A 15,228-nucleotide genomic window follows, 5' to 3' on the forward strand; every position below is an offset into this window, starting at 1 on the left:
CCTGGCCGGGCTTGTCCCGGCCATCCACGAATTCGGCCTGCTTGTCCGCCGCAACCACCGCGGAAGCGCGGGGACGTGGAAGCGCAAGTCGTGGATGCCCGGGACAAGCCCGGGCAAGACGATGGGTTAACGTCAAGAGCTTGCCGCAACGGGCACGGGTCGGTTCGATCCTCACGCGCCTTGCGCCAGGGACATTCTCGTCCTGCCCGGGCTTGTCCCGGGCACCGGGCTTGTCCCTGATATCCACGACTTGTTGCCCCGAAATCAGCCCGGCAAGACCAGCCGCATCACCCCCTCGGCAATGACAGGAAGCGGCGCAGGACGTTGTCGAGAATGCGCGACACGTCGTTGTCGTCGCCGTTGTGGCACAGGCTGCCGATGAAGGTGATCGAGCCGCTGGCGAAGAAGGCTCCCTCGCCGGGCGGCGTGCCGAGCACCATATGGGCCTCGACGCCCGGGCTGGTGGTCAGCGCCAGGGTGTGGGTCAGGATCTCCTCGGGCGCGAGCTGGAAACTCGGCCCGTGGCCTTCCGAGCGCGCGACCACCACGGTCCCCTCGGGCGTGCCGAGCGCCTGCGAGACCTGGTCGAGCTCGAAGCCGGCCGCGCCGCCGCCGAACAGGCCGTGGTCGCCCAGCGTCTCGCCAGCAACGCCCTCGAACAGCCAGGACAGCGCCGGATCGCGGGATGCCGGGGTGCGCCGGTAATAGGAGCCCTCATAGAGCCCCTGGATGGCAAAACCGATGCCGGCGAGCATTTGTGGTGCCCGGTCGTTGCGGCGCCAGAGCCCGCCATAGGCGCCGTCGAGCTGCTGGTAATATTCGCCGACCCGGCAGGCCCAGGCGCGAATGCCGCTCTCAGCGCGCCGGATCTCGATCATATGCGGCAGGTCGCCGCGCCGGCCGATGCGCCAATAGAAGCCGTTGCCGCCGAGATAGACGAAATGGCCGCCGGCCTCGCGATAGTCCTGCAACGCGTTCAGCGAGCGCTCGGTGTGATATTCCGGGTGACTGCCGGTGACGACGATCTGATAGCCGTCGATCGCCGCCGCTCCTTCGTCGTCGAGGTCCTCGTCGGTGACGATGTCGAAATCGTAGCCCTGGCGATGGAGCCAGGCGACGAGGTGGGTGTCGGCGGGAAAATGCCTGAGCCCCGAGCCGCGCTGGTCCTCGAAGGTGAGATAGCCCGGCCGCATGGTCATGATCGGACGCAGCCGCGACGACAGTGAAACACCCGAGCCGTCGGAATGGTAATTATAGGTCGACAGCGCGAAATCCGGCACCTCGTCGGAATTCCAGGGATAGCCGCCCCAGGCCTCGGCCCTCGCCTTCAGGCCGCCTTTGAAATTGCCGCGCGAATGATTGGCATAGGCCAGATAGGTGAAGGTCGAAGCGAGCACCGCAACCGGCTTTTTCGGCCCGTCGTGCGCCGGCAGGACGAAGAAGGGAATGGTGTCCCTGCCCTGCCCGTTCTGCACCTCGATCGCGTAGATGCCGCTCTCCAGACCGGGCGGAATGGTGAAGCTGAGGCCGGGCGTCCATCCGCAGTCGGAGAGATCGTCGTCGTGGAAGTGGATGGCGCCGTAATGGCCCGGTGCGTGACGCCAGCAGAATTCGCTGCCGTCCCAGTTCGAGCCGCGCACCGCGCGGGTCGGGACATTGACCAGGCGGCCGTCGCCATGCCCCAGCCGTTCGGGAAATGTCTGCCGGTCGATCGCGCTCGAAAAATCCCAGAGAGCCAGTGCATCCCGCTCCGGCACGCCCAGGGCGCCGCCGGTCTCGGCGAGGCGCGGTTCGAGGCCGCGCCGCAAGGCCGGCTGCTCGATCTGGCCGTTGAAGCTCAACGTCGGCCGGCCGGCCCAGACCGCTGCGAAAGCGACCTGGGTCCAGTCCGAGGTCGCAAGCGCCTGGTCAAGCTGCAGGACCTCGCGGCGGACGGCGCCCATGCCGCGCCGCTGGTCGAGCCGAACCAGTTCGACAATGACCGCCGAACGACCATGCTCGAACCCGATGCCGACCGCATGCCAGGCGCCGATATCGAGCTCGAGATCGGTAGCCGTCCGGCTCTCCCGCCCCTGCCGGCGCGTGAGCAGCACGAGGTGGCGGCCTTCGAGCCCGAGCGCGAAAATCGCCTGGCCCGCCTCGTCCTGCAAGGCGGCGACGACGCGCAGATCCCTGTCGAGACAGGTCGGCCGCAGGTTGAGCACCAGGGTCATGGCGCCGGCATCGCCGAGCGCCGGCAACGGGGCGAGCCCGCAAGAGCCGATCGGCACCGGCTGCGCCTTGCCGGCATGGCGGCCGTCGATGGCGCTTGGCACCGCGTCCATCCTGAGGCCCGGCCCGGCGGGATTGGGATCGCCGCAGATCACCCGCACCAGACGGGCGTCGAAGGGCTGATCGCCGGCGGAGTTGATGTGGAAATTGATGGCGTCGCCGGGACGCCCGCGCAGGGGATCGCAATAGCCGATAATGGGGGGCAGCATGGGGCTTCCATAATGTCGATGGCCGGCGCATCACGCGCCGGGTTTTCGGTGAATGGCGGCGCTCAGTGAATGGCGAGGTAGCGTTCGATCCGCGCGGGCGCCCGGCGCCCCTCTTCCGCGGTCAGAATGTCGACCACCGTGCCGTTTTCCATGACGATCACCCGGTCGGCGATCTCGAGCGCCAGCGCCAGGTTCTGCTCGACCAGGATGATCGAGAGGTTCTCGCCGCGCAGTTCCTTCAGCACGCGCGCGACCGATTTGACGACAACCGGGGCAAGCCCCTGCGAGGGCTCGTCGAGCAGCAGCAGCCGGGGCGCCGGGGCAAGCCCGCGGCCGATCACCATCATCTGCTGCTGGCCGCCGGACAGCTGCGCGCCGCGCCGGCGCGTCAGCCCCTGCAATTCCGGAAACCAGCCGAGGAACCGCTCCAGCGTATAGGGCGAGCCGGCGCGGTAGCCGAGCATGATGTTCTCCTCGACCGTCAGCAGCGAGAAGGCGTCACGGGTCTCCGGCACATAGCCGATGCCCTGGCGGGCGATCCGGTGCGGCTTCTGCCCGCTGATCAGCCGGCCGTCGAAACGCACCGATCCCCGGCCCGGCGTGTTGAAGCCCATGATGGTGCGCAGCGTCGTGGTCTTGCCCGCGCCATTGCGTCCGAGAATGGCGACGACCTCGCGCGACCCGACCGAAAAGCCGACATCGAACAGCGCCTGGCTGCGGCCATAGAAGGCATCGACGCCGGCCATTTCGAGCAGTGGAGTTTCAACCGCCAAAATAGGCCTCCTGCACGGTCTTGTTGCCCTGGATATCGCTGGGCGCGCCGTGCGCGATCACCGCTCCGCGGTTCATCACCGAGATCTCGTCGGAGATCTCCATGACCACGCCCATGTTGTGCTCGATCATGACGATGGTGAATTCGCCCTTCAGCGCGGCGATCACCCGTTTGACCTTTTCGGTTTCCTGGCGGGACAAGCCGGCCGTCGGCTCGTCGAGCAGGATGATCCTGGGCTCGGAGGCGAGCGTCACGGCGATTTCCAGAAGCCGCTGGTCGCCATAGGACAATTCCTTGGTCGGCACGTCGGCGAAATGCATCAGCCCGAGCCGGCGCAGATAGCCGTCGGCGTGCTCCCGCACGGCGGTGTCGCGGTCGGCGCGGCGCCAGAACACCAGCGCCCCGCCGGCCAGCGCCCGATAGGAGGCGACCCAGACATTCTCGCGCGCCGTCATGTCGAGATAGACGCTGGAGATCTGGTAGGAGCGCGACAGGCCCCTGCAGGCGATCTGGTGCGGTTTGAGCCCGGTGACGTCGGCGCCCTCGAGGCGGACGGCGCCGGAGTCGGGTGTCAGGTCCTTGGTCAGAAGATTGAACAGCGTGGTCTTGCCCGCGCCGTTCGGCCCGAGAATGCTGTGCAGCCGTCCCTTGGCGAAGGCCATCGAGACGTCCTGGACGGCGACATTGCCGCCGAAGCTCTTGCGCAGGGTTTCGGCCGCAAGAATGATCGGGTTGCCGGGCACGGTCATGGCCGCCTCCTCAGGCGCCGGGCCCATTGGCGTGCCTTGGCGGCGAGGTCGAGCACGCCGCCCGGCAGGAACAGCATGACGACGATGACGAACAGGCCGAGCAGCAGCGGCCAGCGCGCCCAGAACAGGCTGAACAGGCCCTGCAGCCAGATGAAGATGGCCGCGCCGATCACCGGGCCGAGCATCGAGCGGGTGCCGCCGATCAGCACCATGAAGACCACATAGGCCGAGGCCACCCAGTGCACGGAATCGATCGGCATGATGCGATAGAGCATGCCGAACAGCGCCCCGGCGATGCCGGCAATGGCGCCGGCCATGACGAAGGCGATGAGCTGGGCCCGGTGCACGGGATAACCGAGCGAGGCGGTGCGTCGCGGATTGAGCCGCGCCGCCGTCAGCACCATGCCGAGCGGACTGTCGACGACCCGCCGCAGCACGACCATTCCGGCAAGGAAGACCGTGGCCGACAAGGCGTAGAAGGCCAGGTGATCGTCGAAGCTGAGCGAGCCCAGGAACGGCAGGTCGAGCGGCAGACGCTTGATGCCGGCAAGGCCGTCTTCGCCGCCGGTCACCGAGTGCCAGGAATAGGCGATGTAATAGACCAGCTGATTGAAGGCGAAGGTCAGCATCATGAAATAGATGCCGGTGCGTCGAATGCTGAAGGCGCCGATGACCAGGGCAAGCAGGCCGGCCGCGAGCGCCGCGGCCAGCAGCATGACCGGCAGCGGCGCCAGCCCGCGCGCGGCGAGATAGCCGGCCGCGTAGCCGCCGACACCGAAAAAAGCCGCCTGGCCGAAGGAGTAGAGCCCGGCCGTGCCGATCAGCAGATTGGTCGACATGGCGAAGAGACCGAAGATGACGATCTCGGTGGCGATGTTCACCGGGATCGCGAAGGGCAACAGGGCCACGGCGATGACCAGGGCCAGGGCGGCCGCGACACCGGATGACGGCCGGGGCGCGGCCATCGCGGTCCCGGCATCGGCGCCTGCGACGGCCATGGCGGTTTCATGCTCGGAGGCCATGGATCAGCGCTCGCCTAAAAGGCCTTGCGGCCGGATGAGGAGGATCGCGATCATCGCGACATAGATAACGACGGTGCTGGCCGACGGCGCGATGACCGTCATCAGGCTCTGCACGATGCCGACCAGGACGCCGGCGACGATGGCGCCGTAGAGCGAGCCGAGCCCGCCGATCACCAGCACGACGAAGGCGAGCGCCGTCATGTCGCCGCCCATGGTCGAGGTCGCGCCCATCAGGGGCAGAGCCAGCGCGCCGGCCAGTCCCGCAAGCCCGGTGCCCAGCGCCATGCCGAAGGCCAGCAGGAGGTCGACATTGATGCCGAGCGCCTGGGCCATGTGCGGCTTGTCGATGCCGGCCCGGATGAAGGCGCCGAGCCGGGTGCGCTCGATCAGCAGCCAGACCGCGCTGATGACCAGCGCGGAAAAGACGCTGGCGAAGAGGATGTAGCGCGGCACCAGGGTGAAGCCGAGATCGACGGCGCCCGACAGCCACGGCGGCGGTGCGGCGCTGAGGCCGATCGTGCCCCAGCCGATGAGCAGGCATTGCTCGATGACCAGCGCCACGCCGAACAGGATGATGAGCTGCGGCAGGTAGTCGCCATCCTTGACCTGGCGCAGCACGAGACGATCGAAGAACAGTCCGGTCGCGGCGCTGCCGAGCGCGGCGAGCGCCAGGGCCAGCGGAAACGGCACGCCGGCCTTGATCGCCGAATAGCAGAGATAGGCGCCGAGCGCGTAGAAGGCGCCATGGGCGAAATTGGGGATGTTGAGCAAGCCCTTGATGATCGACAGGCCGAACGCCATCAGCGCATAGATCATGCCGATGGCGATGCCGTTGACCAGTTGGGCGAGAATGAGCCAGGTCATCGAGAGCTTCCCGTTGCCACGCCAGGATCCGCCCCGGCTCAGAGCCCGGGCATCGCCTTGCAGGCGTTGAGGGCGGCCGGCTGCGTCTGGGTGCTGGTCGCGACGATCTCGGCGAAATCGGTGGCCGTCTTCATCTCGGCGGCCGCCTTGCAGCGCACGACGAAATAGGGCCGCACGGTCTGGTGGGTCGCCGGGTCGACCGACATGGCACCGAGCACGCCGTCCCAGCGCATGGTTTCGAGCGCCTGCACGACGGCTGCGGCCTCGGTCGATTTCGCCTGTTCCATCGCGAGCAGCAAGGAACGGACGGCATCATAGCCATAGGCCGCGGCATAACCCGGCGCGCCGCGGTGGCGCTGCTGGTAGAGCGCGACGAACTCCTTGTTCGCCGGCGTGTCGATGTCGGGATAGTAGTTCTGGCCGAGGATCATGCCGGTCCGCATTTCCGGGGCAAGCTCCGGCAATTGATCGACTTCGAGCGTCCAGGGGCCGACGACGGCAATCCCGCTTGCGCCGAAGCTGGAGAACTGGCGGATGGCGGTCACCGCATCGGCGCCGGCGGTGTTGAGGAACAGGATGTCCGGCCGCGCAGTCACCACCTTGGTCAGATAGGAGGTGAATTGCCGCTCGCCGAGCGGATGATTGTCATTGCCGATCAGCTCGAAACCGAGTTCGGCGGCCACCACCTGGGTGTATTTGAACAAGGCATGGCCGAACACATAGTCGGCGCTCAGGCTGTAGATCTTCTTCTTGTCGGGATGGGCCTTCCTGACATGTTCGAGCGTGGCGCGCACCGCGGTATAGGGATGGGCCGACCATTGGAAGGTGTAGCGGCCGCAGCGCGAGCCGGTGAAATCCTCCGAACCGCCGGCGGCATATTGCAGGAGCTTCTCGCGCTGGGCGACCTCGGATTCGGCGAGGCCGACGGCGCTCGAATAGGCGCCGAGGAAAAAGCGCATGCCGTCGCTGCTGGCGGCCTCCTGCACGCGCCGGACGCCGACGGCCGGCTTGCCCTCGTCGTCGCGGGTGATGAGCCTGACCGGCTGGCCGAGAACCCGACCGCCGCGGGCGGCGACCGCCAGTGCCGCGCCCTGGCCGATCAGCTCGCCGGCAAAGGCGAAGGTGCCGGTGCTCGGCGTGACCAGGCCAATAGTGACCGGCCTGGCCGCGGCCGCCGTCTGGCCCCAGGCCATCTGCAGCGGCGACGCCGCCAGGACCGAGCCGGTGGATGCCAGGAGCGCCCTGCGCGAAATGATCGATGACATGCCTCTTCCCCTCTTTTTTGGCCGTGTCGACCGGTTGCCGCGGCGGGCGCGTCAAAGCGTGGCCGGCAAGCCCTGGGCTTGCGGCGTTGCCCTTGTTGCGACATCCCTTTCGCTAGGCCCCGTTTGATTTTCTCTGGTCCGGCAAATACAATACGCACCGTTGCGTATGTCAATAAGGAAAGTGATTGTGACCCAGGTTGTTTCCGTTCGAACCGGTCGGCCGCGCGACCAGGCGGTCAACCGCGCGATCCTCGATGCGGCGCGTGAGCTGATCGCGGAGCAGGGTTATGGGAGCTTCTCGATCGAGGCGGTGGCGGCGCGCGCATCCGTCGCCAAGCAGTCGATCTACCGGCGCTGGGCCTCGCGCGGCGCGCTGTTGATCGATCTCTACATGGACGGGCTGGAAAGCACCCGGCCGCTGCCGGGCACCGGCTTCGGGCCGGACTTCAAGGCCCTGATGAGCCAGACGGTCGAGCGCCAGCGCGACATGGCCTATGCCAATGTGCTGAAGGGCCTGATGATCGAGGCGCAGAGCGATAGTGACCTGCGCGAACTGTTCATCGCCAAGATCGTCGCGCCGCGCCGCGAGACATTGCGCCGGGTGCTGCAGCAAGCGAAGGAGACCGGCGAATTGCCGGCCAGCCTGGATGTCGAAATGATGCTCGACCTCACCTTCGGCGCGGTCTGGTTCAACATGATCGCGACCGCCGACGGCATCCAGAGCGATTTCCCGGAGCGGGCACTGGGTGTGTTCGAGACCTTGATGGCGGCACGAACCGGGGCGTGAGGCGCGGCGGTTTCAGACGGGAGAGCAACCGTCCCTTGCATGCAGGTCAGATCAGATCGCCGAAGCCATCACACCCTAACGACCGCCTCCCAAGGCGATATGCCCGATGCCCTTGCGGGCGACCTCGTCGATCGCCTCGTCGTAGCCGGCATCGGCATAACGCATGACGCCGAGCGAGGTGTCGTTGGTCAGCGACAGCGCAAGCCGCTCGTCGGCCTCCGGCGTGCCGTCAGCGATCAGGGTGACGCCGGCGCTGGTCATGTAGCCGGCATAACCGCCGCCGCCGGAATGGATGGCGACGAGGTCGGCCTTGGACGAACACAGCATCATGGCATCGAGCAGCGGCCAGTCGGCGATCGCATCCGAACCGTCCTTCATGTTCTCGGTCATGATGTTGGGATGGGCCATGGCGCCGGCATCGAGATGGTCGCGGGTGAAGGCGACCGGGCCGGCGAGCTCGCCCGCCGCGACCAGCTTGTTGACGGCCTGTGCCAATGCGGTGCGCTCGCCATGGCCGAGCCAGGCGATGCGCGCCGGCAGGCCCTCGAAGGGCACATGCTGACGGGCGAGCCTGATCCAGTTGGTGACGATCCGGTTGTCCGGAAACATCTCCAGAAGGAGATCGTCGATGCGCGCGATATCGGCGCTGTCGTTGGACAGGGCGATCCAGCGGAACGGGCCGATGGCGCGGGCGAAGAGCGGCCGAAGGAAAGCCTCGGTGAAGATCGGGATGTCGAAGGCCCTGGCGACGCCACCCTCGCGCGCCTGGGTGCGGATCAGGTTACCATTGTCGAAGACGACGGCGCCCCTGGCCTGGAAACCGAGCATGGCCTCGACATGCCGGACGATCGACGCGCGGCTTTCGGCCATCAGCGTCTTCGGGTCGGATGTGCGCATGGCCCGCGCCTCGGCCAGCGTCCGGGTGGCCGGCACATAGCCATAGACGAGATCATGTGCCGAGGTCTGGTCGGTGACGACGTCGGGCACGATGCCGCGCGCCAGGATCTCCGGATAGATCTCGGCGGCATTGCCCAAGAGACCGACCGACAAGGGCCGGCGGGCCGTGGCCGCCTCGGCGATCAGCGCCAGCGCCTCGTCGAGATTGGCCGCGCGGCGTTCGAGGTAGCCGACGGCCAGGCGCTTGGTGATGCGCTCCGGATCGACATCGATAACCAAGGTCGCCGCGCCCGCCATCCGGCCGGCGAGCGGCTGGGCGCCGCCCATGCCGCCGAGGCCGGCAGTCAGTACGAAACGGCCCTTCAGGTCGCCGCCGAAATGGCGCTCGGCAATGCGCATGAAGATTTCATAGGTGCCCTGGATGACGCCCTGCGAGCCGATATATTGCCAGTCGCCGGCGGTCAGGCCGCCCCAGCAGATCAGGCCCTTGTCCTGCAGCGCGTAGAAATTCTCGGCCTTGGCCCATTGGCCGACAATGTTGCAATTGGCCATGATCACGATCGGCGCTTCGCGATGGGTTCGGACGATGCCGATCGGCTTGCCGGACTGGACCAGCAAGGTCTGGTCCTCGTCCATGGTCTTCAGCGCGCGGACGATGGCGTCGTGCGAAGGCCAGTCACGCGCGGCCCGGCCGAGCGCGGCATAGACGATGAGATTGTCCGGATCCTCGCCGACCGCCAGCACGTTTTCCAGGAGGCGCAGGAGCCCCTCCTGGCGCCAGCCCTTGCAGCGCAGATCATTGCCCGAGGCGACCTGGAAATCTTCCTTCATGCGACATGGTCCAGCGCGTAGTCGACCAGGGGAATGCCCAGGGCCTTCTCGACATAGGGATAGACGCTGCGGTCGGTGGCGCTCGAGCTCAAGGGAATCCGGGCCTTGGCGATGTGCAGCACCAGAAGCTCCATGCCTTCCTTGATATGGCCCGCCGAGATCGGGCGGCCCTCGGTGTCGAGGGTTGCGATCACATCCGGATAGGTCGAGGTGCGTTGGCCGGTCTCGTCCTCGGTCGCCATATATTCGTTCATCACGTGCAGCTTGCAGGCCTTGTTGCCGGCGCTCAGCGTGATCGTGCCGATGTCGAAGGCGTCGGGGGTATAGACGAGGTTCTTGGCGCTGACCTTGCCCTGGAACAGGATCGAGCCCTTGGCGGTGTCGCAGATCGCATCGATCACGGCGGTGGCGCCCCTCGGCTCGGCGGCGATGATGGCGGCGCCGAGTTCAAGCGCCCGCGAAATGCCGCCGAGCGCCGCGTTCTCGCGCACATAGGAGGCGCGCAAGGGATTGCGGCATGAGGCGATGAAGCCGCCGGCCATGTCGCCGGCGGTGCGCAGGATCGGCGAGACCTTGGCGGTCGCGCCGCGCACCACCAGCTCGATATATTGATTGTTGGCGCGGTTGCCGCCGACCGCCGTCTGGATCACCTGCTCGGGCGAACCGGCCATGCCGATCGAGCCCATGTCGCCGGTCGGATGGGCGCGGATGTCACCGACGGCGTCGATCACCTTGGTGCCGAGAATGGCGCCCGGCAGCCAGGCATTGAGCGTCGACGACATGCCGTTCTGGCCGATCATCAGGCCGTAGACCGGCGCGCCGAGCGCCTCCTGCAGCAGCTTGACCGCATTGACGTAGTCGACGCCGAGCATCTGCCAGTCGGTATTGTCGCCGGGGGCGCCGATCGCCGCGGCGGTGGCGATCCAGGCATCGTCGGGCACCTCGTCCATCGAGACGAGCTCCGGCTCGCCGGCATTGACGGCCGCCGTGCCCAGCATCAGGCCATGCCGGACCCAGCCGCCGCCCCCGGCCGCGAAGATCGATCCACCCTTGACCGCCGCGTCGACATCGGCAGCTTTCAGAATGCGTCCCATGGTTCAGGCTTCCTCTCGTCTGTCTGGTTTGCGGCCGGTGACGTTGCTGCTACCAATCGTCCCCGCCCCGTTCTTCTCAATCGGAGAAAGACCGCCGAGGCCCAGGCGCCGCGCCCTGTGCGGGCCGAACCGAAGCGGGCCGTCCTGATGGCGCTGGAAATTCATCCGCTGATCTATTTCGTCCGGACGGTGCAGCGGCGCTCGATGAAGCTGGCGGCGGCTGATCTCGGTGTGCGCGGCTCGACCGTCAGCCGGGCCCTCGGCGTGCTCGAATATGAGCTGGCGACCCGGCTGATCGTGCGCCGGCCCGACGGTATCGTCGCCTCCTTCGAGGGCGAACAGTTCTACCGGACGGCCATCCTGATCCTGAACTGGACGGCCGGATTGCCCGACATCGTCCAGGGCAAGGCATCGCCCGGCACCGGTTCCGACGAAAGCGCCGGTATCGCGCTTGCGGCGCTGACCGCGCTGCTGGCCGCGCCGGTGTCGCTGCGCACGCTCTCGCATTTCGCGCTTGCCGTGGAAGAGCGCAGCATTTCCGGCGCCGCCCGCCGGCTCGCCATCACCCAACCCACCCTCGGCCGGCGCATCGCCGACCTCGAAAACTTCCTCGGCGTCGCGTTGTTCGAACGCGGCCGCGCCGGCTCTGTCCCCAGCGCCGCGGCGCTCCGGCTGCATGCTTCCGTCGCCGAGATCGAGGCCCTGGCGAGCGCCATCATGAAGCGCGCCGATATCGGCTTCCTGCATCAGGTGCGCGACATCAGGCTGGGTTCGGTCATGCCGGCCGGCGTCGACTCGAGCCTCGCCGTCCTGCTCGCCCGGATCATCGAGGGTTATACCAAGCGCGATCGCAACCGCTTCGTCTCGGTCAGCACGGCGCCCGCCCAACTCCTGATGGAACAATTGCTCGCCGGCGCGCTCGATGCCGCGATCGTCGATATTCCGGAAGTACCGGAACAGTTCATGCGGCTCGAGATCGCCCGCCGGCGGCTCTATGTCATGGCGCCGGCAGCGGCGCACCAGGACGGCGACGGCGCCGCCGATCTGATCGGCCGGCTGCCGCTCGCCTTGCCGATGACCGGCACAGGCCTGAGGCGCGCCATCGACCAGTTGCTCGGGACGGGCCTGCACGCGCCGCGGCGGACCATCGAATGCGGCTCGATCCCGGTGCTGATGCGCCTGGTGATCAACGGCGCCTGCTGCACCATCATTCCCGAGGGTTCGCTGCCGCAGGGCGACCCGCGCGTCAGCGCCCTGCCGCTGCCCGGCGCCGGCCTGACCACGAGCCTGATCTGGACCCCGGCGAAACAGGCGAGCGCCCAGGTCCAGCTCCTTCGCGAACTGGTCCAGGAGCAGCCCTTCGGCTGAAAAGTGCGGATGATTTGGCGCGGGCCTCATCTCTCACCCCGCGATCTTGTGCTCGACGCGCGCGATCAGGCGAACCACCGGCCATAGCAGGACCAGGTAGATCAGCGCGGCCAGCACGAGCGGCGAGGTGTTGTAGGTGAGCGAGCGGGCGAGATCCGCCGAATAGAGCAGCTCCGGCACCGCGACGATGCTGGCGAGCGAGGTCAGCTTCACCAGCTCCATCGTGTTGGACAGGAGGTCGGGCAGCACGTTGCGCACCGCCTGGGGAAAGGTCACGTAGATGAAGGCCTGGGCAGCGGTCAGGCCGGTCGAGCGAGCGGCCTCGATCTGGCCGCGCGGCACGCTCTCGACACCGGCCCGATAGATCTCACCATAATAGCTCGAGGCATTGAGCAGGAAGGCGACGCAGATCGAACCGGTGGGGCCAAGCCTGATCCCGGCGAAAGGCAGGCCGGAATGAATGAAGATCAAGAGGACCAGCGGCGGAAAGGCGCGCCAGAAGTCGATGAAGACGATGGCCGGCCAGCGCAGCAGCCGGCGCTTGCTGGTGGCGAGCAGCATGGTGCCGATGCCGCTCAACAGCCCGATCGGTATCAGCAGGGCGCAAAGCAGCAGCGTGGTCAGAAGCCCCTTGAAGATCAGGGGCGCCACCTTCAGCATGATTTCCAGGTTGAAGAATTCGCTGATGAAAATGTCCATCAGGCACGCCTCCAGCCATAACGGCGCTCGAGCCAGCGCGAGGCGACGACCAGCAGGAAGAACACCACGACATAAAGCGCCGCGCCGATCATCAAGGGCGTGGCATTGCCGGAGAAGGCCTGGGCCGACATCGAGCGGCCGAGGATCTCGCTGACGCCGATCGCACTGCCGAGCGCGGTGTTCTTGGTGATCGAAATGGTCTTGTTGGTCAGTGGTGGAATGGCCAGGCGCACCGCCTGCGGCAGCACGACCCAGCCGAGCGTCTGGCCGAAGGTCAGCCCCGTGGAGCGCCCGGCCATCCACTGGCCCGCGGGAACCGACGTGATGCCGGCCCAGAACACCTCCTCGGCGAAGGCGGCCAGCACAGCCGAAAGCGACAGCCAGAGCACGATGAAATTCGGCAGGACGATGCCGACATTGGGCAGGCCGAAATAGATGAGCAGGATCAGCACCAGCGGCGGCAAGGCGCGGAAGATGTCGACGAAGACGATGATCGCCAGGGTCAGCGGCCGCTTGCCGAGCGCGCGCAGCACGGCGAGCCCGAGCCCCCAGGCAATGCCGGTCACGATGACCGCGACGCCGATCAGGATGGTCACCGCGACGCCGCCCAGGATCGCCGGGAAATAGCGCGCGGCGATCTCCGGATCGAAAAATGTCGCGAGGAACCGGTCCCAATCAGATGACACGTCGATCGTCTCTCTTGGTCATGGACTGCCGCGAGCCGGCGGGCGCGGACGAATGGCGTCTAGTGTCGGACTTCCCTGAGAAAGCGCTGCGTGCGCTCCTGCCGGGGTCTGGCGAAAACGTCCTCCGCCGTGCCCTGTTCGACAACCTGGCCCTGGTCGAGGAACAGCACCCGGTCGGCGGCGTCGCGCGCGAAGCGCATTTCATGGCTGGCGATCACCATGGTCATTCCGGCGTCGCGCAGGTCGCGGATCACGGCCAGCACGCTGCCGACCAGCTCGGGATCGAGCGCCGATGTCGGCTCGTCCATCAGGATGATCTTGGGCTCGAGCGCCAATGCGCGGGCGATCGCCACGCGCTGCTGCTGCCCGCCCGACAGTTCGGCCGGATAGGCGCCGGCCTTGTCGGCGAGGCCGACCCGATCGAGTTGGGCAAGCCCCAGCGCATCGGCTTCGGCCCACGGCCTTCGCAGCACCTTGCGCAGGGCCAGCGTGATATTTCCGAGCGCGGTGAGATGCGGGTAGAGATTGAAGCTCTGGAACACCATGCCGACCTGCCGGCGCATCAGATTGACGTCGGTCGACGGCGACAGGACGTCGACGCCGTCGATCATCAGGCTGCCGCCGGTCGGCTCCTCCAGCCGGTTGCAGCAACGCAGCAAGGTGCTCTTGCCCGATCCCGACGGACCGATCAGGAAGACCAGCTCGGTCGGCGCGACCACCAGGTCGACGCCCTTCAGCACGTCGGTCGCGCCGAAGGATTTGCGCAAGCCCCGTGCCTCGAGCAGGGGTCGGACGGCCGGCTCACCGCTCAGCATGGCGGGTCGAACGGGCGGTCGTCATAGCCGGTCATGCCGGGAACGCCGATACCGGGATAAATCGTGGTGGTGGCCGAACCCGGTGCCGGATCGACGCCGAACCACTTCTTGTACATGGCCGCCAGCGTGCCGTCCTTCTTCATGCATTGCAGCGCGCCTTCGAGGGTCGCTCTCAGCTCGGTGCTGCCATTGCGCAGCGGCATCGACCAGACGAGACCGGTGCGCTCGAGCCAGGAGTTCTTCAGCCGCGGATTGTTCTTGACCACCCAGGCGGTGACGGTTGCCGCCGAGACATTGGCATAGGCCCGCCCGGACAGCACCGCCTGCACCGCATCCGTGCTGGTGGCGAAGGCTTCCGCCGTCCAGCCGATGCGCGGCGCCAGGTCCTGCACCCATTTCTCGTAGATCGAGCCGCGCTGGACCGCGATGACCTGGCCCTTGAGCTGAGCGAGATCGGTGATGTCGGGCTTGTCCTTGAGCGTCAGGAAGCGATAGTCGGCGTCGACGAACCCCTCCATGAACAGCATCTGCTGCGAGCGCTCGGGCGTGACCGTCACCACCGCGGTGAGAAAGTCGTAGGTGCCGGCCTGCAGCGCCGGAATGAGGCCGGCGAACTGGGTGCCCTCGACCTGGATCGGCCGCTTGATGCGCCGCGAGATCTCCTCGACCACGTCGATGTTGAAGCCCTCCAGGCCGCCGGACAGTTTCGGCATGGCGTGGGGGGCGAAGGTGGCGTCGATCGCCGAGCGCAGCGGCGGCTGCTGGGCGTGGGCGGCGGTCATTCCGGCAACGAGGCCGGCGACCAGCGCAAGGCTCGATCTCAACATGGTTTTCTCCTCGAGGCGCCACGGCGCAGCCGGGCACTCAGATAATTCTAGTCTTTCTATAAATTTACAAAG

Annotated in this window: 14 protein-coding genes; 2 read left to right on the top strand and 12 right to left on the bottom strand. The window is 67.0% G+C overall.

The window, feature by feature from the left end:
• Positions 1 to 287 precede the first annotated feature (287 nt).
• The 6 genes from AC07WJ_RS22990 to AC07WJ_RS23015 form a co-directional block, all read right to left on the bottom strand.
• Complete coding sequence (locus AC07WJ_RS22990) at positions 288 to 2,480, bottom strand: N,N-dimethylformamidase beta subunit family domain-containing protein (RefSeq protein WP_494936994.1); 2,193 nt, start codon at positions 2,478 to 2,480, stop codon at positions 288 to 290.
• A gap of 62 nt (positions 2,481 to 2,542) precedes the next feature.
• The gene (locus tag AC07WJ_RS22995) at positions 2,543 to 3,253 is read right to left on the bottom strand and encodes an ABC transporter ATP-binding protein (protein ID WP_494936995.1); all 711 of its coding nucleotides are present in this window, start codon (positions 3,251 to 3,253) and stop codon (positions 2,543 to 2,545) included.
• Entirely contained in the window at positions 3,243 to 4,001 is a 759-nt protein-coding gene (locus AC07WJ_RS23000) for an ABC transporter ATP-binding protein (RefSeq protein ID WP_494936996.1), read from the bottom strand. Before AC07WJ_RS23000 ends, AC07WJ_RS22995 begins: the two co-directional genes overlap by 11 nt.
• The gene (locus tag AC07WJ_RS23005) at positions 3,998 to 4,999 is read right to left on the bottom strand and encodes a branched-chain amino acid ABC transporter permease (protein WP_494936997.1); all 1,002 of its coding nucleotides are present in this window, start codon (positions 4,997 to 4,999) and stop codon (positions 3,998 to 4,000) included. Before AC07WJ_RS23005 ends, AC07WJ_RS23000 begins: the two co-directional genes overlap by 4 nt.
• 27 nt (positions 5,000 to 5,026) lie before the next feature.
• A complete protein-coding gene (locus AC07WJ_RS23010; protein ID WP_494936998.1) occupies positions 5,027 to 5,887 on the bottom strand; it encodes a branched-chain amino acid ABC transporter permease in 861 nt (286 codons plus the stop codon).
• 38 nt (positions 5,888 to 5,925) lie between these two features.
• Positions 5,926 to 7,152 (bottom strand): ABC transporter substrate-binding protein, encoded by a 1,227-nt coding sequence (locus AC07WJ_RS23015; protein WP_494936999.1) that lies wholly within the window; start codon positions 7,150 to 7,152, stop codon positions 5,926 to 5,928.
• 187 nt (positions 7,153 to 7,339) lie between these two features.
• Between AC07WJ_RS23015 and AC07WJ_RS23020 the strand changes: the two genes are divergently transcribed.
• Positions 7,340 to 7,939 carry a TetR/AcrR family transcriptional regulator gene (locus AC07WJ_RS23020; RefSeq protein WP_494937000.1) on the top strand — a complete coding sequence of 200 codons (600 nt, stop codon included), beginning with the start codon at positions 7,340 to 7,342 and terminating at the stop codon, positions 7,937 to 7,939.
• A 75-nt stretch (positions 7,940 to 8,014) separates the two neighbouring features.
• Here the strand turns inward: AC07WJ_RS23020 and ertB are convergent, their stop codons facing one another.
• Complete coding sequence (gene ertB, locus AC07WJ_RS23025) at positions 8,015 to 9,667, bottom strand: thiourocanate hydratase (protein WP_494937001.1); 1,653 nt, start codon at positions 9,665 to 9,667, stop codon at positions 8,015 to 8,017.
• Positions 9,664 to 10,761: a thiohydantoin desulfurase gene (gene ertC, locus AC07WJ_RS23030; RefSeq protein ID WP_494937002.1), complete on the bottom strand. Its 1,098-nt coding sequence runs from the start codon at positions 10,759 to 10,761 to the stop codon at positions 9,664 to 9,666. Before ertC ends, ertB begins: the two co-directional genes overlap by 4 nt.
• 117 nt (positions 10,762 to 10,878) lie before the next feature.
• On the opposite strand from ertC, the gene AC07WJ_RS23035 reads away from it, so the two are divergent.
• Positions 10,879 to 12,129: a LysR family transcriptional regulator gene (locus tag AC07WJ_RS23035; protein ID WP_494937003.1), complete on the top strand. Its 1,251-nt coding sequence runs from the start codon at positions 10,879 to 10,881 to the stop codon at positions 12,127 to 12,129.
• Positions 12,130 to 12,162: 33 nt separating this feature from the next.
• Here the strand turns inward: AC07WJ_RS23035 and AC07WJ_RS23040 are convergent, their stop codons facing one another.
• Genes AC07WJ_RS23040 through AC07WJ_RS23055 form a run of 4 tightly spaced genes read right to left on the bottom strand, consistent with a single transcriptional unit; the run spans position 12,163 to position 15,156 of the window.
• The gene (locus tag AC07WJ_RS23040; RefSeq protein ID WP_494937004.1) at positions 12,163 to 12,828 is read right to left on the bottom strand and encodes an amino acid ABC transporter permease; all 666 of its coding nucleotides are present in this window, start codon (positions 12,826 to 12,828) and stop codon (positions 12,163 to 12,165) included.
• A complete protein-coding gene (locus AC07WJ_RS23045; protein WP_494937005.1) occupies positions 12,828 to 13,514 on the bottom strand; it encodes an amino acid ABC transporter permease in 687 nt (228 codons plus the stop codon). Before AC07WJ_RS23045 ends, AC07WJ_RS23040 begins: the two co-directional genes overlap by 1 nt.
• A 59-nt stretch (positions 13,515 to 13,573) precedes the next feature.
• The gene (locus AC07WJ_RS23050) at positions 13,574 to 14,281 is read right to left on the bottom strand and encodes an amino acid ABC transporter ATP-binding protein (RefSeq protein ID WP_494937006.1); all 708 of its coding nucleotides are present in this window, start codon (positions 14,279 to 14,281) and stop codon (positions 13,574 to 13,576) included.
• A 41-nt stretch (positions 14,282 to 14,322) separates the two neighbouring features.
• The gene (locus tag AC07WJ_RS23055; protein ID WP_494937007.1) at positions 14,323 to 15,156 is read right to left on the bottom strand and encodes a transporter substrate-binding domain-containing protein; all 834 of its coding nucleotides are present in this window, start codon (positions 15,154 to 15,156) and stop codon (positions 14,323 to 14,325) included.
• Positions 15,157 to 15,228 lie beyond the last annotated feature (72 nt).

The organism is Phreatobacter sp. GW821-FHT04C01 (genome assembly GCF_059420385.1).